This is a genomic window from Mesorhizobium sp. M0408, from assembly GCF_040321495.1.
Classification (GTDB): domain Bacteria; phylum Pseudomonadota; class Alphaproteobacteria; order Rhizobiales; family Rhizobiaceae; genus Mesorhizobium.
Map to the genome: position 1 here is coordinate 246736 of NZ_JAMYRO010000005.1, position 24834 is coordinate 271569.

At 63.5% G+C, this 24834-nt stretch carries 25 protein-coding genes; 17 read left to right on the forward strand and 8 right to left on the reverse strand.

Annotated elements, in window-relative coordinates; genetic code table 11:
- Positions 1 to 11: 11 nt before the first annotated feature.
- The 4 genes from mtaB to NKI67_RS08355 form a co-directional block, all read right to left on the reverse strand.
- Entirely contained in the window at positions 12 to 1313 is a 1302-nt protein-coding gene (gene mtaB / locus NKI67_RS08340) for a tRNA (N(6)-L-threonylcarbamoyladenosine(37)-C(2))-methylthiotransferase MtaB (protein WP_031212717.1), read from the reverse strand.
- Positions 1313 to 2197, reverse strand: a complete 885-nt coding sequence (dapF, locus tag NKI67_RS08345) for a diaminopimelate epimerase (protein WP_023679803.1) — start codon at positions 2195 to 2197, stop codon at positions 1313 to 1315. The genes mtaB and dapF overlap by 1 nt, the downstream gene beginning before the upstream one ends.
- A 74-nt stretch (positions 2198 to 2271) precedes the next feature.
- Entirely contained in the window at positions 2272 to 2433 is a 162-nt protein-coding gene (locus NKI67_RS08350) for a DUF1328 family protein (protein ID WP_031195454.1), read from the reverse strand.
- Between the two features lie 70 nt (positions 2434 to 2503).
- The gene (locus NKI67_RS08355) at positions 2504 to 3514 is read right to left on the reverse strand and encodes an MBL fold metallo-hydrolase (protein WP_031212715.1); all 1011 of its coding nucleotides are present in this window, start codon (positions 3512 to 3514) and stop codon (positions 2504 to 2506) included.
- A 305-nt stretch (positions 3515 to 3819) separates the two neighbouring features.
- Between NKI67_RS08355 and NKI67_RS08360 the strand changes: the two genes are divergently transcribed.
- On the forward strand, positions 3820 to 4359 hold the full coding sequence (locus tag NKI67_RS08360; RefSeq protein ID WP_023679800.1) for a protease inhibitor Inh/omp19 family protein: 540 nt from the start codon (positions 3820 to 3822) through the stop codon (positions 4357 to 4359).
- A gap of 84 nt (positions 4360 to 4443) precedes the next feature.
- Positions 4444 to 5646: a cell division protein ZapE gene (gene zapE / locus NKI67_RS08365; RefSeq protein ID WP_023679799.1), complete on the forward strand. Its 1203-nt coding sequence runs from the start codon at positions 4444 to 4446 to the stop codon at positions 5644 to 5646.
- 34 nt (positions 5647 to 5680) lie between these two features.
- Here the strand turns inward: zapE and NKI67_RS08370 are convergent, their stop codons facing one another.
- Positions 5681 to 6109: a GNAT family N-acetyltransferase gene (locus NKI67_RS08370; RefSeq protein ID WP_023679798.1), complete on the reverse strand. Its 429-nt coding sequence runs from the start codon at positions 6107 to 6109 to the stop codon at positions 5681 to 5683.
- 232 nt (positions 6110 to 6341) lie between these two features.
- On the opposite strand from NKI67_RS08370, the gene mdh reads away from it, so the two are divergent.
- The 11 genes from mdh (at position 6342) to NKI67_RS08425 (ending at position 18134) form a co-directional block, all read left to right on the forward strand.
- The gene (gene mdh, locus NKI67_RS08375) at positions 6342 to 7310 is read left to right on the forward strand and encodes a malate dehydrogenase (RefSeq protein WP_023679796.1); all 969 of its coding nucleotides are present in this window, start codon (positions 6342 to 6344) and stop codon (positions 7308 to 7310) included.
- A gap of 41 nt (positions 7311 to 7351) precedes the next feature.
- Positions 7352 to 8548 carry an ADP-forming succinate--CoA ligase subunit beta gene (gene sucC, locus NKI67_RS08380; RefSeq protein ID WP_023679795.1) on the forward strand — a complete coding sequence of 399 codons (1197 nt, stop codon included), beginning with the start codon at positions 7352 to 7354 and terminating at the stop codon, positions 8546 to 8548.
- Entirely contained in the window at positions 8548 to 9039 is a 492-nt protein-coding gene (locus tag NKI67_RS08385; RefSeq protein ID WP_023679794.1) for a hypothetical protein, read from the forward strand. The genes sucC and NKI67_RS08385 overlap by 1 nt, the downstream gene beginning before the upstream one ends.
- A gap of 32 nt (positions 9040 to 9071) precedes the next feature.
- Positions 9072 to 9443, forward strand: a complete 372-nt coding sequence (locus NKI67_RS08390; RefSeq protein WP_023679793.1) for a cupin domain-containing protein — start codon at positions 9072 to 9074, stop codon at positions 9441 to 9443.
- Between the two features lie 49 nt (positions 9444 to 9492).
- A complete protein-coding gene (sucD, locus tag NKI67_RS08395) occupies positions 9493 to 10404 on the forward strand; it encodes a succinate--CoA ligase subunit alpha (protein ID WP_023679792.1) in 912 nt (303 codons plus the stop codon).
- Between the two features lie 118 nt (positions 10405 to 10522).
- Positions 10523 to 13510, forward strand: a complete 2988-nt coding sequence (locus tag NKI67_RS08400) for a 2-oxoglutarate dehydrogenase E1 component (RefSeq protein ID WP_023679791.1) — start codon at positions 10523 to 10525, stop codon at positions 13508 to 13510.
- Between the two features lie 29 nt (positions 13511 to 13539).
- The gene (gene odhB / locus NKI67_RS08405) at positions 13540 to 14838 is read left to right on the forward strand and encodes a 2-oxoglutarate dehydrogenase complex dihydrolipoyllysine-residue succinyltransferase (protein ID WP_352593782.1); all 1299 of its coding nucleotides are present in this window, start codon (positions 13540 to 13542) and stop codon (positions 14836 to 14838) included.
- 23 nt (positions 14839 to 14861) lie between these two features.
- Entirely contained in the window at positions 14862 to 15389 is a 528-nt protein-coding gene (locus NKI67_RS08410; protein ID WP_245274823.1) for a hypothetical protein, read from the forward strand.
- Positions 15386 to 16141 (forward strand): SDR family oxidoreductase, encoded by a 756-nt coding sequence (locus NKI67_RS08415; RefSeq protein ID WP_023679788.1) that lies wholly within the window; start codon positions 15386 to 15388, stop codon positions 16139 to 16141. The genes NKI67_RS08410 and NKI67_RS08415 overlap by 4 nt, the downstream gene beginning before the upstream one ends.
- Before the next feature lie 18 nt (positions 16142 to 16159).
- Positions 16160 to 17566 (forward strand): dihydrolipoyl dehydrogenase, encoded by a 1407-nt coding sequence (gene lpdA / locus NKI67_RS08420; protein WP_023679787.1) that lies wholly within the window; start codon positions 16160 to 16162, stop codon positions 17564 to 17566.
- A 325-nt stretch (positions 17567 to 17891) separates the two neighbouring features.
- A complete protein-coding gene (locus tag NKI67_RS08425; protein ID WP_352644962.1) occupies positions 17892 to 18134 on the forward strand; it encodes a hypothetical protein in 243 nt (80 codons plus the stop codon).
- 374 nt (positions 18135 to 18508) lie between these two features.
- On the opposite strand, the gene NKI67_RS08430 is transcribed toward NKI67_RS08425, so the two are convergent.
- Both NKI67_RS08430 and NKI67_RS08435 read right to left on the reverse strand, forming a co-directional pair.
- The gene (locus NKI67_RS08430; protein ID WP_023679785.1) at positions 18509 to 19576 is read right to left on the reverse strand and encodes a TraB/GumN family protein; all 1068 of its coding nucleotides are present in this window, start codon (positions 19574 to 19576) and stop codon (positions 18509 to 18511) included.
- A gap of 85 nt (positions 19577 to 19661) precedes the next feature.
- Positions 19662 to 20600, reverse strand: coding sequence for a tyrosine recombinase XerC (locus NKI67_RS08435; protein ID WP_023679784.1), 939 nt, complete (start codon positions 20598 to 20600; stop codon positions 19662 to 19664).
- Between the two features lie 115 nt (positions 20601 to 20715).
- Between NKI67_RS08435 and rimM the strand changes: the two genes are divergently transcribed.
- The gene (rimM, locus tag NKI67_RS08440) at positions 20716 to 21315 is read left to right on the forward strand and encodes a ribosome maturation factor RimM (RefSeq protein WP_023679783.1); all 600 of its coding nucleotides are present in this window, start codon (positions 20716 to 20718) and stop codon (positions 21313 to 21315) included.
- Entirely contained in the window at positions 21312 to 22010 is a 699-nt protein-coding gene (gene trmD / locus NKI67_RS08445; RefSeq protein ID WP_031212711.1) for a tRNA (guanosine(37)-N1)-methyltransferase TrmD, read from the forward strand. The genes rimM and trmD overlap by 4 nt, the downstream gene beginning before the upstream one ends.
- Here trmD and NKI67_RS08450 read toward each other — a convergent pair.
- Complete coding sequence (locus tag NKI67_RS08450; protein WP_023679781.1) at positions 21992 to 22744, reverse strand: sulfite exporter TauE/SafE family protein; 753 nt, start codon at positions 22742 to 22744, stop codon at positions 21992 to 21994. The two genes, trmD and NKI67_RS08450, sit on opposite strands and share 19 nt — an antisense overlap.
- 368 nt (positions 22745 to 23112) lie before the next feature.
- Here NKI67_RS08450 and rplS point away from each other — a divergent pair, with 368 nt between their 5' ends.
- Positions 23113 to 23652, forward strand: coding sequence for a 50S ribosomal protein L19 (gene rplS, locus NKI67_RS08455; protein ID WP_023679779.1), 540 nt, complete (start codon positions 23113 to 23115; stop codon positions 23650 to 23652).
- 256 nt (positions 23653 to 23908) lie between these two features.
- Positions 23909 to 24706, forward strand: coding sequence for a transporter substrate-binding domain-containing protein (locus NKI67_RS08460; protein ID WP_031212709.1), 798 nt, complete (start codon positions 23909 to 23911; stop codon positions 24704 to 24706).
- The last annotated feature ends 128 nt before the right edge of the window (positions 24707 to 24834 follow it).

Genomic DNA, 24834 nt, shown 5'->3' on the forward strand with positions numbered 1-24834 from the left:
GTCTTGCGCTCTCAGGCGGCGCGGGCGGCAAGCGGCGCTGCGATCAGTCGGATACCGTCATGGCCCGCGATATCAGCCTCGACGATGTCGCCCGGAGCGCCGGCAGAGACCGCGGCCAGCGTAAACCCTTCGGTGCGGCCAAGGCCGTCACGCTCGACCAGGATCGACTGATGCGTTCCAGCGAGCGAGGCAAGATGGCGGCGATAGGCGGCCTCGCCGGCGGCGCGCAGGCGTGCCGCGCGTTGCTTGACGACGTCGCGGCGGAGCTGCGGCATGCGCGCGGCGGGCGTGCCCTGGCGCGGCGAAAACGGAAAGACGTGGAGATGCGTCAGGCCGCATTCCTCGACGATCTCCAGCGAGTTTTCGAACATGGCGTCCGTCTCGGTCGGGAAGCCGGCGATGATGTCGGCGCCGAAAACAATGCCGGGGCGCAGTTTGCGCACATCCTCGCAAAAGCGGATCGACTGGTCGCGGCTGTGCCGGCGCTTCATCCGCTTCAGGATCATGTCGTCACCCGATTGCAGCGACAGATGCAGATGCGGCATCAGCCTCGGCTCGGTGGCGATGGCGTCCAGCAGATCGTCGTCGGCCTCGATCGAGTCGATGGAGGAAAGCCGCAGGCGTTTCACGTCGGGCACCTGCTTCAGTATCGTCTTGACCAATTTGCCGAGCTTCGGCGCGCCCGGCAGATCGGCGCCAAAACTGGTCATGTCGACGCCCGTCAGCACGATCTCGGCATAACCATTGCCGACGAGTCGCTTGATCTGCTCGACCACGGCGCCCATCGGCACCGAGCGCGAATTGCCGCGACCGTAGGGAATGATGCAGAAGGTACAGCGGTGGTCGCAGCCGTTCTGCACCTGGACAAAAGCGCGCGCCCGGCCCTCGATGGCGTCGACCATGTGGGCGGCCGTCTCGCGCACCGAAAAGATATCGTTGACGCGCGCCTTCTCAGTGTCGTTGACGCCGAAATCCGGCAGCGCGCGATAGGAATGCGCCTTCAGCTTTTCCTCATTGCCGAGGACGAGATCGACCTCGTCCATGGCGACGAAATCCTGCGGGCCGGTCTGCGCGGCGCAGCCGGTAACGATGATGCGGGCAGCCGGGTTCTCACGGCGGGCTTTTCTGATCGACTGCTTGGCCTGGCGTACAGCCTCGCCGGTGACGGCGCAGGTGTTGAAGATGATGGCACCGCCTTCGAGCCCGCCGAGGCCCGCACTTTCGGCTTCACGCCGCATCACCTCGGATTCATAGGTGTTCAGCCGGCAGCCGAAGGTGACGACCTCGATACCCTTGTTGCCAAGAGGAGCCATCAGGCGGCGCTTTCGGTGTCGCGCGCCCACGCCCCGGTCGACGGATCGAAGCTGCCGGAAAATTCCCATTCGGCGGCACCGGTCAGGATGACGTGGTCGTCGTCGCGCCACAAAACATGCAGCGAGCCGCCGCCGGGCGTCATCAGCGTAACGCCGCGGCCGGTACGCCGGGTGCGGGACGCGGCGACCACAGCGGCGCAAGCGGCCGAGCCGCAGGCCCTGGTCAGGCCGGCGCCGCGCTCCCAGGTGCGGATGATCATGGTCTCCGGCGAAGTCACCTGCGCGATGGTGATGTTGGCGCGCTCGGGGAAGATCGGGTGGTTTTCGAGCAGCGGGCCGAAGCGCTCGAGCTCGTAGGACCAGACGTCGCGGTCGACCCAGAAGATAGCGTGCGGATTGCCCATCGAGACGACCGACGGCGAATGCAGCACCGGGGCATCGATCGGGCCGATCTGCAGCTCGATCATGCGGGTGTCGCGGAATTCCTCGGCCAGCGGGATGTCCTGCCAGCCAAAGCGCGGCCTGCCCATGTCGACCGAGATCATTCCGTCGGCATGTTCCTCGGCGTTTAGGATGCCGGCGACTGTTTCAAAGGCAAATGTCTTCTGGCCGGTCTCGGCGGCGAGCGCCTGGACGACGCAGCGCATGCCGTTGCCGCAAGCTTGCGCGCTGGTTCCGTCGGAATTCAAGATATCGATGAAAAAGGCGGTGCCCGGCGTCCTGGCGTCGTGGATCGCCATGATCTGGTCGAACCTGGTCGACGCGTCGGCATTGAGCGCGACGGCTGCCGCAGACGTCACGCGATCGGCACGGCCGCGCATATCGGCAACGATGATTTCGTTGCCGATGCCGTTCATCTTGGCGAAAGGGGCCGCGCTTGCCATCGATCGAAACGTCTCTTGCCGGTTTGGCGCCTATATGGCGGATAGCGGCAGAAATTACCAGCGCGGCGTGATTTTCAGGTCACCGCGAAGACGCCAAGCACGATCAGCAGGAAGATGATCAGCACGATGCCGATGAGGATGCGGGCGCCGGTGGCGGCGGCTCCGGCCAGAGCCGGCATGCCGAGCAGGCTCGCCGCGGCCGCGATAATCAAAAGAATGATGATCCACCTGATCATGAGAGACACCTCGCAGCCGACAGGTTTGAACACCTACAAACGTCTATATGATGCCTCAGGTTCCGCCGCGCTAGACCGCCGGCACGTCCCAGACTTCGCCCGGCCGCAAGGCGCGAAAACATTGCCGCGGCAGGCCGGCAGCATCGAGCGCTTCGCCGAGCTTTCTGGGCGGCTCGTCGATCGGCTCGTTGGTGAGCCGGAACGTGCCCCAGTGACAGCCGGCGGCATAGGCGGCGTTGCACAAAAGCATGCCTTGCACCGCCTCCTCCGGATCCTGGTGATGTGGCGCCATGAACCAGCGCGGCTCGTAGGCGCCGATCGGCAGGATGGCGAGGCGGAACCCGCCGTGCTTTTGCGCCATCAGCCGGTAATTGATGCCACCGTGGAAGCCGGTATCGCCGGCGAAATAGATCTTTGCACCGGGTGTCTCGACAACGAAACCCGCCCACAGCGCCATGCGCCGGTCGCGAGTACCGCGGGCCGACCAGTGGTGCACCGGTTCGACATGGACGGCGACGCCATCGCCGATATCGACCCGGTCGCCCCAGTCATGCGCGGAAAGCCGCATACGGGGCACGGCAGCGCCGATGATCGTGTCGTTGCCGAGCGGCGTCAGCAGCAGCGGGTCGTGTCCTGACTTCAGGCGCTTCAGCGTGGCGAGGTCGAGATGGTCGTAGTGGTTGTGGCTGACCAGCACGAGGTCGATCGACGGCAAATGGGAAAAGGCGATCCCCGGCGGATTGACGCGTTTCGGCCCCGCGAAGGAGAGCGGCGAGACGCGCCGCGACCAGACCGGGTCGGTCAGGATGTTCAGGCCGGCTGTCTGGACGAGCAGTGAGGAATGACCGACCATGGTGAGGCGCAGCGCAGAACCATCGATGCGCTCGACCGGTCTTGCCGGTGGAAACGGGCTCGGATCCGCCGCCGGCCATTTCGAGCGCTCGCGGCTCAATTGCCATTTCAACAGATCGGCAAAGCGACCTGGCGGCCGTCCGTCGGGATTGAAGAACAAGGTGCCGTCGAAATGATCGCTGGGCGGCCCGCTGTAATAGCGGTTGGCGGCTCTCTTTCTCGCGGCCAAGAAATCGGCTCCCTGCAGTTTGCTGATCGCCAAGAGATAATGCCGGCGCCGGCCCGCACAAGCATTTGAGGTGAACGCCAAGGGTTTGGCGCCAGCGCGCCGTATCGAATCAACCGGAGGTGTCGGCCAAACGGCCAAGGCGTAACGCAATTTCAGGCAATGTGCATTTTGCGACAAATTTGCAACATTAGCGGCGCAAACCGTATTTTAACCATATCGGGTTGAAATTTCGCCACCTTCTCCATCTTGGTGAGGGGGACATTGCGCGGACGGCATCCCCAGCCCGATCCGACGGAGGTTGAAGAATGAAATTTTCGAAAACCGGCCTGCTGGCCGTATCGTTGGCCGTGCTCGTTGCGAGCGGCTGTTCAACCTCACGGTTCTCATCGATGGACGAGCAGCAGCCGGCGCCGCTGGAAGCAGCACCCGCCGGCAAGGTGACTGCAAACCAGCTGCCGCCACCGGCGACACCCGGCCCGGCCGACCCGTCGAAATTTCCGACCGCGCCGCAGAACACGCAGGTCGCCTCGCTGCCGCCCGACGGGACGGCGCCGGCCGGTGCGGCCGATCTGACCGCCTCCAGCGTCGCCGGTGTTTGGAAGGCAAGCGTGTCCGGCCAGAGCTGTCAGGTGGCGACGCCGCAGACCAAATTCGGTTCGGGCTACCGCGCCGGACCGCTGCATTGCCCGGCGCCGCTCGATGGCATCAAATCGTGGAACGTCGCCGGCAAACAGCTGACGCTCTTTGACGAGAATGGCGGCACGCTGGCACGGCTCTATTCTTCGGGCGGCGAGAAATTCGACGGCCAGACTTCCAACGGCCTGCCGATCTCGCTTACAAGGTAAGAGAACGGCCCCCCATTGTTACGCAATTCCGGACAGAAAACCGCTACACACTTTTCTTGGAATTGCTCCGGAACGACGTGACCAATGCATCTGCGTGACGGCCTCCAGACCCATGCGACCGTCAAGCAGCGCTATGACCATCTGGTCGAGACGGGCGCTATCGGGCGCGATCCGGCGCAGGAGCGGATCGCCGCTGCGCTCGACCGGCTGATCGAAGAGATATCGGCAAAGCGGCTGGCGCAGAAATCAAGCGCGCTGGGGTGGTTGTTCGCCCGCAAGCGCGAGGTGCACGAGGCGGTCAAGGGCCTTTACATCCATGGCGGCGTCGGCCGCGGCAAGACCATGCTGATGGACATGTTTTTCGAGCTGCTGCCGGTGCGGCGCAAGCGCCGGGTGCATTTCAACGACTTCATGGCCGACGTGCAGGACCGCATCCAGAAGCACCGGCAGGCTCGCAAGAACGGCACGGCCAAGGAGGACGACCCGATCCCGCCGGTGGCGCGCGCGCTGGCCGAGGAAGCCTGGGTGCTATGCTTCGACGAGTTCTCCGTCACCGACATCGCCGATGCGATGATCCTGTCAAGGTTGTTCTCGGCGTTGTTTGCCAATGGCGTGGTGCTGGTTGCCACTTCCAATGTCGCGCCGCAGGATCTCTACCGCGACGGGCTGAACCGTCAGTTGTTTTTGCCGTTTGTCGCTATCCTGGAGCGCCACGCGCAGGTGCTGGCGCTTGACGCCGACAAGGATTACCGCCTCGACAAGCTCAGCCACATGCCGGTCTACGTCACCCCGGCCGATGCCGTCGCCGACCATGCGCTCGACGACGCGTGGGCGGTGATGACGCATGGCAGGCCGACGGCCGAGACGATGCTGACGGTGAAGGGCCGGCACGTCGTAGTGCCGCGTGCTGCCGGCGAGGCGGCGCGGTTTTCCTTCGCCGATCTCTGCGAGAGGCCGCTCGGCGCCCGCGACTATCTTGCCATTGCCAGCCGTTTCTCGACCATCTTCATCGACCATGTGCCGGTGCTCGGCGAAGGCAAGCGCAACGAAGCCAAGCGCTTCATCCTGCTGGTCGATACGCTCTACGATCATCATGTACGGCTGGTGATGAGCGCCGCGGCACCGCCGGCGCAGCTCTATACGGCCAAGCGCGGCAACGAAGTCTTCGAGTTCGAGCGCACCGCATCGCGGCTGATCGAGATGCAGAGCCACGACTGGCTGGAGGACTGGGCGGAGAGGCAGAGGGCGCAGGGATCATCGACCGAGGCACGGCAGGCTCAGGCGTGAGGGATAGTACAGAAGGGGCCGCTTCCGCCGGCGCCTATAACCGATAAACATACATGACGAACCCCTCCGCCGGCCCATGCGGCTCTTTTCGCGACTCGTAAAGTGCGCGAGCAGCAACATTGTCCGGCTCGGTGCCGACCCACGCCTCCTCACAGCCATGCTCGCGACCGAGTGCGAACATGGCGCCGAGCATCCTCGTCGCAATGCCCTGGCGTTGAAAGGCCGGCGCCACGCCGACCTCGTCTATGTAGAGTTCGCTCACCTTGTCCGGGTGGCGGTGGATGACGGCTGCGCATTGGCCAACGACGATGCCGTCGGCGAGGGCCACGACCATGAAATGACAGGGCTCCGCGAGATAGGCGGAGAGCCGATCCGGCCTGACCGGCTCGTCGAAGACTTCATCGGCAACCCGCATCACAAGGGCGTCATCGTCAGGAAACAGCCTTCTGATTTCCAGTGCCATTGTGTAGAATTCCTCTAGCCGGCTTCAGAATTTTGACGTTTACGTAATTCCCATTGTTTCTAACCGATTGAAATTACTCACTCCAAAATAATCGTTTGAATTTTTGTGCGGCCGGGGCTATTGCGTGCGGCGAATTTCGCGGTTCCGCAGCATTCCGGCCTCTTCCTCCGACGCCGTCATCAAATCGTCAAGGATTTGGGCGCCGTCATAGTCAAAGGGAAAATATCCTGACATGGCACGCAACAAGATAGCGCTCATCGGCTCGGGCATGATCGGCGGCACCCTCGCCCACATGGTCGGCCTCAAGGATCTCGGCGACGTCGTGCTGTTCGATATCGCCGAAGGCATCCCGCAAGGCAAGGGGCTGGACATCGCGCAGTCGTCGCCAGTCGATGGGTTCGACTCCAGGCTGACCGGCGTCAACGACTATGCCGGCATCGAGGGCGCCGATGTCTGCATCGTCACCGCCGGCGTGCCGCGCAAGCCCGGCATGAGCCGCGACGATCTTCTAGGCATCAATCTGAAGGTGATGGAGCAGGTCGGCGCCGGCCTCAAGAAATACGCGCCGAAAGCCTTCGTCATCTGCATCACCAATCCGCTCGACGCCATGGTCTGGGCGCTGCAGAAGTTTTCCGGCCTGCCCAAGAGCCATGTCGTCGGCATGGCCGGCGTGCTCGACAGTTCGCGCTTCCGTTATTTCCTGGCCGAGGAATTCAAGGTCTCGGTCGAGGACGTCACTGCCTTCGTGCTCGGCGGCCACGGCGATTCCATGGTGCCGATGATCCGCTATTCGACGGTTGCCGGCATCCCGCTGCCCGACCTCATCAAGATGGGCTGGACCTCGAGGGAGCGGCTCGACCAGATCGTGCAGCGCACCCGCGACGGCGGCGCCGAGATCGTCGGCCTGCTCAAGACCGGCTCTGCCTTTTATGCGCCGGCAGCTTCGGCCATTGCCATGGCCGAAGCCTATCTCAAGGACAAGAAGCGGGTGCTGCCCTGTGCTGCCTATCTCTCCGGCCAATATGGCGTCAAGAACACCTATGTCGGCGTTCCCGTGGTGATCGGCGCCGGCGGCGTCGAGCGGATCATCGAGATCGAGCTCGCGAAGAACGAGCAGAAGATGTTCGACAATTCGGTCGCGGCGGTGCAGGGCCTGTGCGACGCCTGCGTCAAGATCGCTCCGCATCTCGCGGCCAAGTAAGCCGGTAACCAAGCCCGCCAAGCAAGCTGGAGACATAGCGCATGAACATCCATGAGTATCAGGGCAAGGCGCTGCTGAAAGGCTTTGGCGCACCCGTGGCCGAGGGCGTGCCGGTGTTCAAGGCGAGCGAGGCGGAAGCTGCCGCCAAGGCGCTGCCCGGCCCACTCTATGTGGTCAAGAGCCAGATCCATGCCGGCGGCCGCGGCAAGGGCAAGTTCAAGGAGCTCGGGCCCGATGCCAAGGGCGGTGTCAGGCTGGCGAAGTCGGTGGCCGAGGTCGTCGCCAACGCCAAGGAGATGCTCGGCCATACGCTGGTCACCAAGCAGACCGGCCCGGCCGGCAAGCAGGTCAACCGGCTCTATATCGAGGACGGCGCCGACATCGAGCGCGAGCTCTATCTGTCGATCCTGGTCGACCGCTCGGTCGGGCGCGTCGCCTTCGTCGTCTCGACCGAGGGCGGCATGGACATCGAGGCGGTCGCCCACGACACGCCGGAAAAGATCATTACCGTCGCCATCGACCCGGAAAAGGGCGTGACGGCCGACGATGTGAAGAAGCTCAACGCCGCACTGAGACTCGACGGCGACGCCGCCAAGGATGGCGCGACGCTGTTTCCGATCCTCTACAAGGCGTTTGTCGAGAAGGACATGAGCCTGCTCGAGGTCAACCCTTTGATCGTCATGAAGAACGGCCGGCTGCGCGTGCTCGACGCAAAAGTGTCGTTCGACAACAATGCGCTGTTCCGTCACCCGGACGTGCTCGAATTGCGCGACACCACCGAAGAGGACGAGAAAGAGATCGAGGCGTCGAAATACGACCTCGCCTATGTCGCGCTCGACGGCAATATCGGCTGCATGGTCAACGGCGCCGGCCTTGCCATGGCAACGATGGACATCATCAAGCTCTATGGCGCCGAGCCCGCCAATTTCCTCGACGTCGGCGGCGGTGCGTCGAAAGAAAAGGTGACGGCGGCGTTCAAGATCATCACCAAGGATCCGGCGGTCAAAGGCATCCTGATCAACATCTTCGGCGGTATCATGAAGTGCGACATCATCGCCGAGGGCGTCATCGCAGCAGTCAAGGAGGTCGGCCTGCAAGTGCCGCTGGTGGTGCGGCTGGAAGGCACCAATGCCGAGCTCGGCAAGAAGATCATCAACGACAGCGGGCTGAACGTGGTGTCGGCCGATGACCTCGATGACGCAGCCAAGAAGATTGTCGCGGCGGTGAAGGGCGACTGATGCATCGGTTGCTGGCCATAGCGCTCTGCGGCATGGCTTTTTGGGCCAGCGCTGCTGCGGCCGCGGATAGTTCGAAGTCGCCCGCCTGGATCGGCAAGAGGGTCAATCTCTTCATGAACTTATGTCCGGCAACGGCGCCCAGCTTCGGCCGGTTCAACGCGGTTGCCCGGCAAAGCGGGTTCAAGGCCGGATCCGACGGGCTGCAAGTCTACAAGGCTACGGAAATCGTTGCCTCAATCAAGAGTTCGAACGGTCGCTGCGACTGCCTGGTCTCCTTCGGCACCAACGATCCGAAGCTGGCCGCCAACATGATCCTGAAAAGGCTTCTGACCAAATATGGCAACAGTTTCCAAGCCGATGATGACCCCAAGTCCCTTGGTGAATTGAGAACATCTAACGGCAATTTATCGGTGCAGATCGTGACGATCCGGCGCGCCGGGGGCCGATGGATCGGTGCTGTCGTTCACGGAAACCAAAAATGCCCAGCTTGAAAACAGAACTTCAGGGTCAAGGTCGATAGGTGATGCCTCCGCACAAGATAAACCTCGTCGAGGCGGCGGATCAGAAGATCAAGAAGGTCTTCGATCCGCATATCGCCGGCGACGTGAACGACAGCCAAGTCAAGATCGCCAAGTTCGGCGACGTCTTCGACTGGCACGCGCATGACAATGAGGACGAGGCGTTCCTGGTGCTGCGCGGGCGCATCGCCATCGATTTCCGCGACGGCACGGTGGAGCTTTCCAGCGGCGAGTTCATTGTCGTGCCGCGCGCCGTCGAGCACCGGCCGCGCTCGCTAAGCGAGGAGCCGGTGGTGCTGATGTTCGAGCCGGCAACGACGCTCAACACCGGCAATGCCAAAAGCGACCTTACCGTCGCCGAGCTGAAGCGGTTGTGACCATGAGCGCGCGGCCTTCCCCGATCAACGGTTTTTGAAAAGGACCACCATGTCCATTCTCGTCGATAAGAACACCAAGGTGCTGGTGCAGGGCCTGACCGGCAAGACCGGCACGTTCCACACTGAACAGGCGCTGGCCTATCACGGCACGAAAATGGTCGGCGGCATCCACCCCAAGAAGGGCGGCGAAACCTGGACCGGCGCCAAGGGCGAGGCACTGCCGATCTTCGCCACCGTAGCCGAAGGCAAGGCCAGGACCGGCGCCAACGCTTCGGTCGTCTACGTGCCGCCGGCGGGTGCTGCCGAAGCGATCCTGGAAGCGATCGAGGCCGAGATCCCGCTGATCGTCTGCATCACCGAGGGCATACCGGTGATGGACATGATCAAGGTCAAGGCGAGGCTCGACCGTTCGACGTCGCGGCTGATCGGGCCGAACTGCCCCGGCGTGCTGACCCCCGACGAATGCAAGATAGGCATCATGCCCGGCAACATCTTCCGCAAGGGCTCGGTCGGCGTTGTTTCCCGCTCGGGAACGCTTACCTATGAGGCGGTGTTCCAGACCACCAATGTCGGCCTCGGCCAGACCACCGCCGTCGGCATCGGCGGCGATCCGGTCAAAGGCACCGAGTTCATCGACGTGCTGGAGATGTTCCTCGCCGACGACGAGACCAAGTCGATCATCATGATCGGTGAAATCGGCGGTTCGGCCGAGGAAGACGCCGCGCAGTTCCTCAAGGACGAGGCAAAGCGCGGCCGCAGCAAGCCGATGGCCGGCTTCATCGCCGGGCGCACCGCGCCGGCGGGCCGCACCATGGGCCATGCGGGCGCGGTCATCTCCGGCGGCAAGGGCGGCGCGGAAGACAAGATCGCGGCGATGGAATCGGCCGGCATCAAGGTTTCGCCATCGCCGGCCCGGCTGGGTACGACGCTGGTCGAGGCGATCAAGGGAATAGGGGAGTAAGGGAGTACGGGAATAGGGGAGTAAGGAACAAGACGAGGGCATTTGCCCTACTCCCTTACTCCCCTATTCCCTTACTCCCCTCCAACAAAGGAGACGAAGCAAAGGCTTCGACAGTGACATGGCAAGACAAGATCAGGCCAACGACCAGTTTTCGCTTACCTCTTTCCTCTATGGCGGCAATGCAGATTACATCGACGCGCTCTATGCCGCCTATGAGGACGATCCCGCGTCGGTCGATCCCGAATGGCAGGACTTCTTCGCGGCGCTGAAGGACGACGCCGGCGACGTACGCAGGAATGCCAAGGGCGCGTCATGGGCCAAGCCCTCCTGGCCGATGCAGGCTAATGGCGAGCTTGTCTCGGCGCTGGACGGCAATTGGGGCCTCATCGAAAAGCACATCGAAAAGAAGGTCAAGGACAGGGCAGCCGGCAACGGCGCAGCCCTTTCCGACGCCGACGTGCATCAGGCGACGCGCGATTCCGTCCGCGCCATCATGATGATCCGCGCCTTCCGCATGCGCGGCCACCTGCACGCCAATCTCGATCCGCTTGGCATTGCCAAGCCGCTCGAGGATTATAACGAGCTGTCGCCGGAGAATTACGGCTTCACCGAAGCCGACTACGACCGGCCGATCTTCCTCGACAATGTGCTCGGGCTGGAATTCGGCACCATCCGGCAGATGCTCGACATCCTGACCCGGACCTATTGCTCGACGCTCGGTGTCGAATTCATGCATATTTCCGATCCCGAGGAGAAGGCCTGGATCCAGGCGCGCATCGAGGGCACCGACAAGGAGATCTCCTTCACCGCCGCCGGCAAGAAGGCGATCCTGCAGAAGCTGGTCGAGGCGGAAGGCTTCGAGCAATTCATCGACGTCAAGTACAAGGGCACCAAGCGCTTCGGCCTCGATGGCGGCGAGTCGCTGATCCCGGCGCTGGAGCAGATCATCAAGCGCGGCGGCCAGCTCGGCATGAAGGAGATCGTGCTCGGCATGGCGCATCGCGGCCGGCTGAACGTGCTGTCGCAGGTGATGGCCAAGCCGCACCGCGCCATTTTCCACGAGTTCAAGGGCGGCTCGGCCGCGCCCGACGAGGTCGAGGGCTCGGGCGACGTGAAGTACCATCTCGGTGCCTCGTCGGATCGCGAGTTCGACGGCAACAAGGTGCATCTGTCGCTGACCGCCAATCCTTCGCATCTGGAAATCGTCGACCCGGTGGTGATGGGCAAGGCGCGCGCCAAGCAGGACTATCTGTTCGGCCGCAGCCGCGAGGAGATCGTGCCGCTGGAAGAGCGCGCCAAGGTGCTGCCGCTGCTGTTGCATGGCGATGCCGCTTTTGCCGGCCAGGGCGTGATTGCCGAAATCCTCGGCCTGTCGGGCCTGCGCGGTCACCGCGTCGCCGGCACGCTGCATTTCATCATCAACAACCAGATCGGCTTCACCACCAACCCGCGCTTCTCGCGCTCGTCGCCTTATCCGTCGGATGTGGCCAAGATGATCGAGGCGCCGATCTTCCACGTCAACGGCGACGATCCGGAAGCGGTGGTCCATGCCACCAAGGTGGCGATCGAATTCCGCATGAAGTTCCACAAGCCGGTGGTGGTGGACATGTTCTGCTATCGCCGCTTCGGCCATAATGAGGGCGACGAGCCGGCCTTCACCCAGCCGATCATGTATCGCAAGATCCGCAACCAGAAGACGACCATGCAGATCTATGCCGACCGGCTGATCGCGGAAGGCCACATCACCCAGGCCGAGCTCGAAAAGGTGAAGGCCGATTGGCGGGCGCATCTCGAGCAGGAATTCGAGGTCGGCCAGCACTACAAGCCGAACAAGGCGGATTGGCTGGACGGCGCCTGGTCCGGCCTGCGCTCGGCCGACAACCAGGACGAACAGCGGCGCGGCAAGACCGCGGTGCCGGTCAAGACGCTGAAGGAGATCGGCAAGAAGCTAACCGAGGTGCCGAAGGATTTCGAGGCGCACAGGACGATCATCCGCTTCCTCGACAACCGCCGCCAGGCGATCGAGTCGGGCGAAGGCATCGACTGGTCTACGGCCGAGGCGCTGGCCTTCGGCGCCATCCTGCTCGACGGCAATCCGATCCGGCTGTCCGGCCAGGATTCGGAGCGCGGCACGTTCTCGCAACGCCATTCCGTGCTCTACGACCAGCGCGACGAGACACGCTACATACCGCTTAACAATCTGTCGGCGGCGCAGGCCGGCTTCGAGGTCATCAACTCGATGCTGTCGGAAGAGGCCGTGCTCGGCTTCGAATATGGCTACTCGCTGGCCGAGCCGAAGGCGCTGACGCTGTGGGAAGCGCAGTTCGGCGACTTCGCCAACGGCGCCCAGGTGGTCTTCGACCAGTTCATCTCGTCGGGCGAGCGCAAATGGCTCAGAATGTCGGGCCTCGTCTGCCTGCTGCCGCACGGCTATGAAGGCCAGGGGCCGGAGCATTCGTCGGCCCGGCTCGAGCGCTTCCTTCAGCTTTGCGCCGAAGACAATATGCAGGTCGCCAACGTCACGACGCCAGCCAACTATTTCCACATACTGCGCCGGCAGTTGAAGCGGGACTTCCGCAAGCCGCTGATCCTGATGACGCCGAAGTCGCTGCTGCGCCATAAGCGGGCGGTATCGACGCTGCCGGAGATGTCGGGCGAAAGCGCCTTTCACCGGCTGCTGTGGGACGATGCCCAGCTGCTGTCGGGCCAGGCCATCAAGCTCACCAAGGATTCGAAGATCCGCCGTGTCGTGCTCTGTTCGGGCAAGGTCTATTACGACCTCTACGAGGAGCGCGAGAAGCGCGGCATCAACGACATCTATTTGCTGCGCGTCGAGCAGCTCTATCCGTTCCCGGCCAAGGCGCTGATCACCGAACTGTCGCGCTTCCGCAATGCCGAGATGGTGTGGTGCCAGGAGGAGCCCAAGAACATGGGCGCCTGGTCGTTCATCGATCCGTATCTCGAATGGGTGCTGGCGCATATCGACGCCAAGCATCAGCGGGTGCGCTATACCGGCCGGCCGGCGGCCGCCTCGCCGGCGACCGGATTGATGTCGAAGCATCTCGCCCAGCTTGCCGCCTTGCTCGACGACGCGCTTGGTGAATAGAACAGAACCGAAAGAAACGGACAGGCACAATGGCAACCGAAATCCGCGTCCCGACACTTGGTGAATCCGTCACCGAGGCGACCATCGGCAAATGGTTCAAGAAGGTCGGCGACGCGATCGCCGCCGATGAGCCGCTGGTCGAGCTCGAAACCGACAAGGTGACGGTGGAAGTGCCGGCCGCCGCCGCGGGCACGCTCGCCGAGATCGCCGTCAAGGAAGGCGAGACGGTCGGCGTCGGCGCACTGCTCGGCACGATTTCGGCAGGCGCCGGCGCGGCAGCCAATGCCGCCGCTCCGGCAACGAAGCAGGAGGCGGTGTCGCAGGCCTCGGCTCCGACTGCGGCCTCGAGCGTCAGGCAGGCCGCTGCCGAGACGGCCAAGATCGCCGGCGACGCCGGCGCGATCGAGACGCGCACCATGCCGCCGGCGCCGTCGGCGGCAAAGCTGCTGGCCGAGCACAATCTCGCAGTCGACCAGGTGTCGGGCTCGGGCAAGCGCGGCCAGGTGCTGAAAGGCGACGTGCTCGACCTTATCGCCAGGGGCGCGCCGTCGCAGCCGGCCGAAATGCCGAAGGCAGCGCCTGTACCGGCACCCGTTGCCGCGCGCGCGCCGTCCCCGGCCGACGATGCGTCGCGCGAGGAGCGCGTGCGCATGACCAAGCTGCGCCAGACCATCGCGCGCCGCCTCAAGGAAGCGCAATCGACCGCCGCCATGCTGACCACCTTCAACGAGGTCGACATGAGCGCGGTGATGGCGCTGAGGAGCAAATACAAGGACGTGTTCGAGAAGAAGCACGGCGTGAAGCTCGGCTTCATGGGCTTCTTCACCAAGGCGGTCACCCATGCGCTGAAGGAGATCCCGTCGGTCAATGCCGAGATCGACGGCACCGATATCATCTTCAAGAACTACGCTCATATCGGCGTTGCCGTCGGTACAGAGAAAGGCCTTGTCGTGCCGGTTGTGCGCAATGCCGACCAGATGTCGATCGCCGAAATCGAGAAGGACATCGGCAGGCTGGGGCTTGCGGCGCGCGACGGCAAGCTGTCGGTTGCGGATATGCAAGGCGGCACCTTTACGATTTCCAACGGTGGCGTTTACGGGTCGCTGATGTCGACGCCGATCCTCAATGCGCCGCAGTCCGGCATTCTGGGTATGCACAAGATCCAGGAGCGGCCGGTGGTGGTCGGCGGCCAGATCGTCATCCGGCCGATGATGTATCTGGCGCTGTCCTACGACCACCGCATCGTCGACGGCAAGGAAGCGGTGACGTTTCTGGTGCGGGTCAAGGAAAGCCTGGAGGATCCTGAGCGGCTGGTGCTCGACCTCTAGGGGCGGCCGACGTGAGCCGGAGCATGGATCTGCGCCGCCGGATGAGTTCGTCTCGTTTCCGGTCCGGTTTGTTTGTCACAATCTGCGCACTCGGCGTGCAGACGGTCTCCGCGGCCCTCGCCGCCTGCCCGCTCGAGCTCGCCGTCTATGGCGATCCTGAAAACGCCGCCGAGATCGATTTCAGGCCGACCGGCGAGTCGGCCGCCGTCACCAACAGCTTCAAGATGGTGCTCGACAAGGGCGTCGTGCTCGACGGCATCGTCATGTGGACCGAGGGCGCGGCGCGGCCGCATGGCTCGCTGATGTACAAATGCCCGGCCGGCGACGTCACCGGCGACGAGCTCGCCGCCTGCACCGTGTGGGAGGGCGTCATCTACACTGCCGACGACCAGGGCAATATCGCGTTGCTGCCGGGCGAAGGAAAGGATGCGCCGAAGAAGCTGATCTTGCCTGACTTGGGAGCGTCGTTGCAGATGTCGGCCGCCTATGGCGCCAACGGCTTTTCCCAGGTGCCCTGGGACGTCTTTGCCCTGAAGGGATGTCAGGAATGAGCGCGAGCGGAAAGATCCTGCTGGTGACCGGCGGCAGCCGCGGCATTGGCGCCGCTACATGCAGGCTTGCCGCCAAGGCCGGCTATCGCATTGCGGTCAATTACGCGTCGAATGCAAAAGCCGCCGAAACGGTGGTCGCCGACATCGAGGCTGCTGGCGGAGAAGCCTTCACAGTCAAGGCCGATGTCGGCAGCGAGACGGACGTATTGGCCATGTTCGAGGCTGTCGATGGCCGTTTCGGTCGACTCGACGCGCTCGTCAACAATGCCGGCGTGGTCGACCAGAGCGCGCGCGTCGACGAGCTTAGCGCTGCAAGGCTGGAGCGCATGATGCGCATCAATGTGATCGCGCCGATGCTTTGCGCCCGCGAGGCGGTGAAGCGGATGTCGACCAGGCATGGCGGCAAGGGCGGCGCCATCGCCAATGTTTCTTCGATCGCGGCAAGGCTTGGCGGGCCGGGTCAATATGTCGACTATGCCGCCTCGAAGGGCGCGGTCGATTCCTTCACCATCGGGCTTGCCCGCGAAGTGGCCGGCGAAGGCATTCGTGTCAACGCGGTCAGCCCGGGCATCATCGACACCGAAATTCATGCCTCCGGCGGGCAGCCGGATCGCGTCGAGAGAATGCGCAAGGTGGTGCCCATGCAGCGCGTCGGCACCGCCGAGGAAGTCGCAGCCGCAATTCTCTGGCTGCTGTCGGACGAGGCGTCCTACACAACAGGCGCCAATCTGGAAATCGGCGGCGGCCGCTAAAGCAAAAGGGACAGTATCATGGCCTATGACGTCGTTATCATCGGATCGGGACCAGGCGGCTACGTCTGCGCCATCAAGGCGGCGCAGCTCGGTCTGAAGACGGCGGTAGTCGAAAAGAACCCGACCTTCGGCGGTACCTGCCTCAACATCGGCTGCATCCCGTCAAAGGCGCTGCTGCATGCGTCCGAGATGTTTGCCGAGGCCGGCCATTCCTTCGACGCGCTCGGCGTCGAGATCGGCGCGCCCAAGCTCAATCTTGGGAAGATGATGGCACACAAGGATGCGACGGTGACGGCCAATGTCAATGGCGTCGCCTTCCTGTTCAAGAAGAACAAGATCGACAGTTTTCGTGGCACCGGCAAGGTGGTTGCGGCCGGCAAGGTGTCGGTGACCTCCGATGACGGCAAGGTCGAGGAGATCGAGACCAAGAACATCGTCATCGCCACCGGCTCCGACGTTGCCGGCATTCCCGGCGTCAAGGTCGATTTCGACGAGAAGGTGATCATATCGTCGACCGGCGCGCTGTCGCTGGACAAGGTGCCGGGCCATCTGGTGGTGGTCGGCGGCGGTGTCATCGGTCTGGAACTCGGCTCGGTATGGGCGCGGCTCGGCGCCAAAGTCACCGTGGTTGAGTTCCTTGACACCATCCTGGGCGGCATGGATGGCGAGGTCTCCAAGCAATTCCAGCGCCTGCTGTCGAAGCAGGGCTTTGAATTCAGGCTGGGCGCCAAGGTGACCGGCGTCGCCAAGGCCAAGAAGGGGGCGACGGTCACCTTCGAGCCGGTCAAAGGCGGTGCGGCCGAGACGATCGAGGCGGACGCGGTGCTGATTTCGACGGGACGACGGGCCTATTCGGACGCTCTCGGGCTGAAGGAGACCGGCGTCGACGTCGATGAGCGCGGCCGGGTCAAGACCGACGGCCATCTCAGGACCAACGTGCCTGGCATCTATGCCATCGGCGATGTCATCGCCGGGCCGATGCTTGCACACAAGGCTGAGGACGAGGGCGTGGCGGTGGCCGAAACCATCGCCGGGCAGGCCGGTCATGTGAACTATGACGTGATTCCGAGCGTCGTCTACACCACGCCGGAAATCGCCTCGATCGGCAAGACCGAAGAAGAATTGAAAAAGGCCGGCGTCGACTACAAGGCCGGAAAATTCCCGTTCAGCGCCAATGGCCGCGCGCGCGCCATGCTGCACACCGACGGCTTTGTGAAAATCCTGGCCGACAAGGCCAGCGACCGTGTGCTCGGCGTCCACATCGTCGGCTTCGGCGCCGGCGAGATGATCCACGAGGCGGCGGTGCTGATGGAGTTCGGCGGCTCGTCGGAAGACCTTGCCCGCACCTGCCACGCCCATCCGACAATGTCGGAAGCGGTGAAGGAGGCGGCACTGGCGACGTTCTTCAAGCCGATCCATATCTGAGCGGTTGAATCGCAGGCGACGGTGGCGATTGGCGAAAGCGGGCTGGTAGCCAATCTCCCCCAAGTGGGGGAGATGTCCGGCAGGACAGAGAGGGGCGCGAAGGATCACCACAGACGGCTTCCATTCTGAACCGCAGATGGATTCCAGGGTCTCCGCGATGTCGCTTCGCTCCTGCTCCGCGCTGGATGACGAAGATGAAGTTAGCCCATGGCTAATCGCAGCTCAGAGCATCGACTGCTGCTCCCAAAAACGAAACGGCGCGCCTTTCAGCGGGCCGTTCATATATTAAATCAGCAGTCTGATCACTGAGCCGGCGCCGGCGCTGGTGCTGGTGCTGGTGCTGGTGCTGGTGCCGGGGCTGGCGCAGGGGCCGGAGCGGGTGCTGGCTCTGCCGGAGCGGGAGCCGGAGCGGGCGTTGCCGGAGCTGGCGCAGGAGCCGGTTCGGCTGGCTTCATCGGCTCGGCAGGTGCTGGGGCCGGAGCCGGTGTGCTGGCTGCGGGCGGTTCGGCAGGCGCAGGTGCCTCGCTACGTCTTCCAAAAACATAATAGGCGACAATTGCCAGGATAACGACGACCAGTGCAATCAGCCAGCCGCTGCCGCCGCCGCGTGGCCGTGCGGTACCCGGTGAGGTGAATGGGTCGTTCGGATTGGGTGTGTTCGCCATAAAAGTGTCCTCCGTGGATGAAAAACATCAAGTAATAGCCATCAACGTACAATCGTTGAATCGGTTTCACATTAGGCGTTGAAAACGCCGAAAACAGGGCAATTCTGATCCGGAATCGCTTGCAGGCATGCATTTCCACCGCAAAATGGGTTTCGATCGAGCCAAACCGAACCTTTTTCAGTTTCTTGGCACGAAGCGCGGCTGGTCCGCCGTCGCGCCACGAGTAAGGGCTGGTCCCGCCTCGGCAATGATTCGGTGTGCAACTCCGCCGTGTCGTTCAGTTGACGGCGGTCACCGTATAGCCGGTCTTGCGGAAACCCTCGACCAAGCCTTGCGCTCCGGGAAGGTGCATGGCGCCGACCGCCATGAAGACATTGCCGTGGGCGAGGATCGGCGCTGCACGATCGACCATCACCTTGTTGCGGCTGGTGATCATGGTCTGCTCGAATTCGGCGTAACCCGATTGGTCGTCGACCTGTTCGGGGATGACGGCCCGAAACAGCGGTACATACATGCCAGTGTCGCCACGCCGGTAAAGCACGATCATGGTTTCGTTGACATCGTTCACCTTGTCGCCAAGCTTCAGCGTATCGACCAGCCCCTTCAGGTGAAAGGCGATCGGCAGCGAAGCCATGGCGCGCAGCTGGTCGGCGATTGTCTCCAGGCCCTCGACCGATTTGCCCGAAGCCTCGGCGTCCTTGGCAAGCTTGACGTCGAGCACCGGCGCACCGCCAGCCTGGCGGGCGACTTCGCATGCAGGTAGCGCCACCATCGCCGACAGCAACCAGGGTTTCATCTTGGCGACGGTCGCTGGCGGGATGCCACGCGCATCGAGCGCCTTGTTGACCACCGCCGCATCCTCCGGCGACAGCAGCGACGAAAGCGTCGTCTTGTCGGTGAACATCATCAGATCCGGCTCTTTCAGCAGTGCGGCCATCATCTTCTGCTTGTCGAGCACTTCGGTGGTCTCGATGATGACGGTGCCAGCCGCATCGAATGCCTTCTGCGCGGCGGGTGGGAGCGTGGTGACGCGCGGGTCGGTAACGTGCATGGTGCCGAACAGGAAGGACGGTTTTTCGCCTGATTTTTCGAGCTTCCACAGCAGGCCCTTGCCGTTCGGCGTCGCTGCCGCGTCTGCCTCGATCTTGCGGTAGGCAGCCGGGTCGTCCTTTTGCAGCGCGCTCAGCATATCGCTACCGGCGCAGGCCGAAGTCTCGGCGCGTGCCTTGCCCGCGGCGAGCAGCGCGACGATGAGGAAAGAGAGGAAAAACAGGGCGTTGAGCGCGACGAGCAGCTTCAGCGACATATGGGTCGCGCGGTCGGCGATGGCGATGAGGCGTTTCATGCCGCGGTTCTAAGCGCAAAAAGCGGCAAAACGGTTAATCGGCGCATCAAAATTGTTGCGAGATGGCCACCGACACATGCATCGATCACGCACGAGGATGAGCTGCTTCGTAAATCTCGAGCAGCCTGGCGGTGTCGACGCCGGTGTATATCTGGGTTGTCGACAGGCTGGCGTGGCCGAGCAACTCCTGGATTGTGCGCAGGTCGCCGCCCCGCCCTAGCAGATGCGTGGCGAAGGAATGGCGCAGCGCATGCGGCGTCGCCGTGTCGGGCAGGTTGAGCGCCGAGCGCAGCTTGGCCATGTCGCGCTGGACGATTGCCGGGTTGAGCGGGCCGCCGCGGGCACCGCGAAACAGCAAGCCCTTGGGATCGAGATGCCAGGGACACAAGTGGCGGTATTCGGCAATCGCCCGCAGCGCCACCGGCAGCACCGGCACCAGCCGGGTCTTGCCACCCTTGCCGGTGACGCGCAGCACGGTATCACCAGGTGAGGAAAGATCGGCGCCCGACAGGCCGAGTGCCTCGGAGATCCGCAAGCCGGACCCATAGAGCAGGGTCAGCACGGCGGCGTTGCGCGCGGCAATCCACGGCTCCTCCGCCAGTTGGCCTTCCACCGAGACGACGTGTTTTGCATCGCTTGCGGTCAGCGGCTTGGGCAGCGATTTCGGCTGCCGCGGCGCGCGCAAGGCTGTCGCACCTGCCGCATTGGCGAGGCCGCGCCGTTCCAGGAAACGCAGCAGCGAGCGGATGCCGGCCAGCCCGCGCCCGAGCGTGCGGGCGCCGACGCCCTCGGCACGGCGGGCAGCGAGAAAGCCGCGCAAATCGGCGGGGCGCAGATCGGCGATGTCGGAAATGCCGGGCGAGCCGCCGCAATGGCCGGTCAGGAAATGCAGGAACTGGCGCGTGTCGCGCTCATAGGCCTCGACGGTTTCGGGCGATAGCCGGCGTTCGCGCGCCAGCATCTTCAGCCAGGCCTCGCGCGCCGCCTGCAGGTCGGGTTTTGCCGGTATGAGGAATTCCTGCATTGCACTCTTCCCGTTCCCCGCCATCTTCCGGCACGCGGGTTAGGAAGCGGTGAAGAGCGGCGTCATTGAAATGACGACGGGCTGGGGTTAGAGCAAGGCAAAGGATTTTCCGCAGATGAGCAAGCCGCAAAACCCCGTCCAGATGGCCGTGATCGGTGCCGCGCATGGCATCAAGGGCGAATTGCGCGTCAAGAGCTTTACCGGCGACCCGCTGGCGCTGGCCGATTACGGTCCGCTCTACGCCAGGGATGGCCGCGCCTTCCAGATCGTCGACATCAGGCCCGCCAACACCGTGGTGGTGGTGCGGTTCAAAGGCGTCAACGACCGCAATGCCGCCGAGGCGCTGGCCGGCACCGAATTGTTCGTAGATCGTTCGGTGTTGCCCGATGAGGGCGAAGAGGATGAATTCTACCATGCCGACCTCGTCGGACTGGAGGTCAAGGACGACACCGGTGCGGTCGTCGGCAAGATCGTCGCCGTGCACAATTTCGGCGGCGGCGACATTCTCGACGTGACGCTGGCGGGGCGCAAAGGCGTGCTCATCCCGTTCACGCAGGCCGCCGTTCCGGAAGTGTCGATCGCCGGCGGCTTTGTCCGCGTTGATCCAGCCGCCGCAGGTTTGGTCGAGGATGAGGACGGCGAGCCTCCCGCTGACGACGGTTTCGACCCCAAGGGCAGGCCGCGCGGGCCGAGGGACGCCGGAGGCAACCGGTGAGTTTTTCGGCTTCGGTGCTGACGCTCTATCCCGAGATGTTTCCCGGCGCGCTTGGCCTGTCGCTGGCCGGTCGCGCGCTCGAGACCGGCATTTGGTCGCTCGAAACGATCCAGATCCGCGACTTTGCCAGCGATCGTCACCGTACCGTCGATGACACGCCGGCCGGCGGCGGCGCCGGCATGGTGATGCGGGCAGACGTGCTGGCCAGCGCCATTGACCACGCCGCGCCGGCAGCCGATCCACGTCCGCGCCTGCTGATGAGCCCGCGCGGCAAGCCGCTGAACCAGGCACGCGTCCGCGAACTCGCCGCTGGGCCGGGTGCGGTGATAGTCTGCGGCCGCTTCGAAGGCGTCGACCAGCGGGTCATCGAGGCGCGCGGCCTCGAAGAAGTTTCGATCGGCGACTTCATCCTGTCCGGCGGCGAGCCGGCGGCACTCGTGCTGCTCGACGCCGTGGTGCGCCTGCTGCCCGGCGTCATGGGCAATGCGGTATCGGGCGAGGAAGAGAGCTTTGAAAACGGCCTGCTCGAACATCCGCATTACACACGGCCGCAGGAATTCGAGGGCCGGCCGATCCCCGAAGTGCTGATTTCGGGCAATCACAGGAAGATCGCGGCGTGGCGGCGGGCCGAAGCGGAGAGGCTGACGAAGGAGCGACGGCCGGATCTTTCAGCCGCTCAGCCCTTATCGAAATAGTAGAAAGCCAGGAACAGGCCGACGGCGATGACGAAGCCGCGCACCGCGTTCTGCGGCACGCGCCTGGCGATCCAGACGCCGGCATAGCCGCCCAGCGCGCCACCCGGGATCATGATGATCGCCTGCAGCCAGGCAATGACGCCGCCCGAGACGAAGACGAGGATGGCAACCGCAGCGATGACCACGGCCAGCATGTTCTTCAGTGCGTTCAGCCGGTGATAGTCGCCGGACTGGGTGAGACCGAGCGTCGCCAGCATCATGACGCCCATGCCTGCGCCGAAGAAGCCGCCATAGACGGCGGTGGCGAACTGCGCCAGCGACCCGACCAGCGAACCTACCGCGGCCTCATGCTCCGGCTTGGGCGCCGGCTTCAGCCACGGCCCGGCAGCAAACAATGCTGTTGCCGCCAGCAGCAGCCACGGCACCAAGGCGCGGAACGACGGGTTGTCGAGCCCTAAAAGGATGAGCGCGCCAGACAGCGCACCGAGAGCCGAAATGAGGCTGAGCAGCAGTGCGCCACGCCAGAAATGCTTGATGTCGTGCCAATAGGCGAGCGTCGAGGTGATGTAGCCAGGAAATTGCGTCACCGACGATGTCGCATTGGCGACGATCGGCGGCAGGCCGGCCAGGGTCATGGCGCCAAAGGTTATGAACGTGCCGCCGCCGGCAACGGCATTGACCGCGCCTGATAAAAAGCCGGCGAGAAAGAGCAGGACCGCGTCCAAGATTGGCATGAGGGGTGTCGTCGCTGGAGGAAAATGCTTATCTTCCGGCTTAGGAAGCTTGACGCGCGGGCGCAACCCCCTGGACCAGAAGCGATCACGGGATTGCCACAGCGGGCGCCAGCCAAAAAGAAGCAGCGCCAAAAAAGAAACGGCGAAGGCGTGACAAGGCGCCGAAATAGCTGTATGTGCGCGCCGAACCGGAAGAAAATATGCCAAGAGCGATCTTCTGGCCCGTCAACAATGACGGTGTAGTCGCCCCTGCCCGATGTTCTCGAACAGACGTTCTCGAACGAAGGGCATAGCCGAGCGGTCGATGCGACTGCAAGGCGAGTGTCGGGCGCTCTGACTGTCGGAAGAACAAGAAGTGGATTTTTGAGATGGACATCCTCCGTCAGCTCGAGGCCGAGCAGGCCGCCAAGATCGAAGCCAAGCGCAAGCTCCCCGAATTCCAGCCCGGCGACACCGTGCGCGTCCAGGTCCGCGTGACCGAAGGCACCCGCACCCGCGTTCAGGCCTATGAGGGCGTCGTCATCGCCCGCGCCGGCGCCGGCTTCCAGGAAAACTTCACCGTCCGCAAGATCTCCTACGGCGAAGGCGTGGAGCGTGTGTTCCCGGTCTATTCGCCGATGGTCGAGGGCGTCGAGATCGTGCGCCGCGGCAAGGTGCGTCGCGCCAAGCTGTACTATTTGCGTGACCGTCGCGGCAAGTCGGCCCGCATTTCGGAAAACACCGGTGTGCGCGCCCGCAAGCTCAACGACGAAGAGCGCGATGCGCTGAACGCCGAGAAGGCGCGCATCGAGGCCGAGAAAGTGGCCGCCGCCCAGGCGCTGGCCGCCGAGAAGGCCGCGCAGGACGCCGCCGAGAAGAAGGCCGCCGACGAGGCCGCCAAGGCCGCGGAAGCAACTGCCGCCGAATAAGGCGTCTTCAAAACTCATGGTTTTGGAAAGGCGGCTTCGGCCGCCTTTTTATTTCACGAGGTGGATTCGATTTTGCCGGTCCGCAATCGATACGGATCGTTCTGTAATTGCCGCCGTTGAAAGCATTGGAATTCATTTTCGTGCCGAGCGGCGCATCAGAGCGGCTTGCAAGGCGCCTGCGGAAAGCTAAAGTCGGCGCCGGATTTCCTGCATGCCTCGGTCGATCGAGGCGGTTCAGTTCCTGGGGAGCATAGTCATGATCAATTCGAAACTGCTGCTGGCCGGCCTGCTGGCTTGCCTTCTCGTGCCGGTCGCGGCTCTGGCGCAGGCGCTGCCCGACCTCGGCGGCAAGAAGGTGGTGGTGGTGACCGAAAACGCCTATCCGCCGCTGCAGTTCATCGATGCCAAGACCGGCAAGCAGATCGGTTGGGAATATGACGCGATGAACGAGATCGCCAAACGGCTGAATTTCAAGGTCGAGTACCAGAATACCTCTTGGGACGCGATGATCCAGGCGGTTTCCGACAACCAGTACAACATCGGCATGACCGGCATCACCATCAAGGACGACCGCAAGCAGAAGGTCGATTTCTCCGATCCGTATATGCGCTCGGAACAGTTCATGCTGGTGCGCGGCGACGAGAAGCGCTTCACCGATGCAAAGACGTTCGCCGCCTTCAAGGACGGGCTGATCGGCGCGCAGGCCGGCACCACGCCCTTCTACACCGCCGTCTACAGCGTGCTCGACGGCAACGAGCAGAACCCGCGCATCAAGCTGTTCGAGACGTTCGGCGCGACGGTGCAGGCACTGAAGGCCGGCGACGTCGACGTCGTGCTCACCGACGGCACTGCCGGCAAGGGCTATGTCGATGCGTCCAATGGCGGGCTTAAGCTGATCGGCGGCCCACTCGGCACCGAGGATTTCGGTTTCATCTTCCCCAAGGGCTCCGACCTGGTGAAGCCGGTCAACGCGGCAATCGCCGCGCTCAAGGCCGACGGTACGCTCGACGCGCTCAACAAGAAGTGGTTCCTCGACTACAAGATGGGGCAGTAGGCCCGCTTGTTGCGCGCATTTCATGACGATTGTGCGCGGGAAATCGTGCTGACTCTGCGCTTGTACACCCCCCTCTGTCCTGCCGGACATCTCCCCCTCAAGGGGGGAGATCGGATTTCGCATCGGCT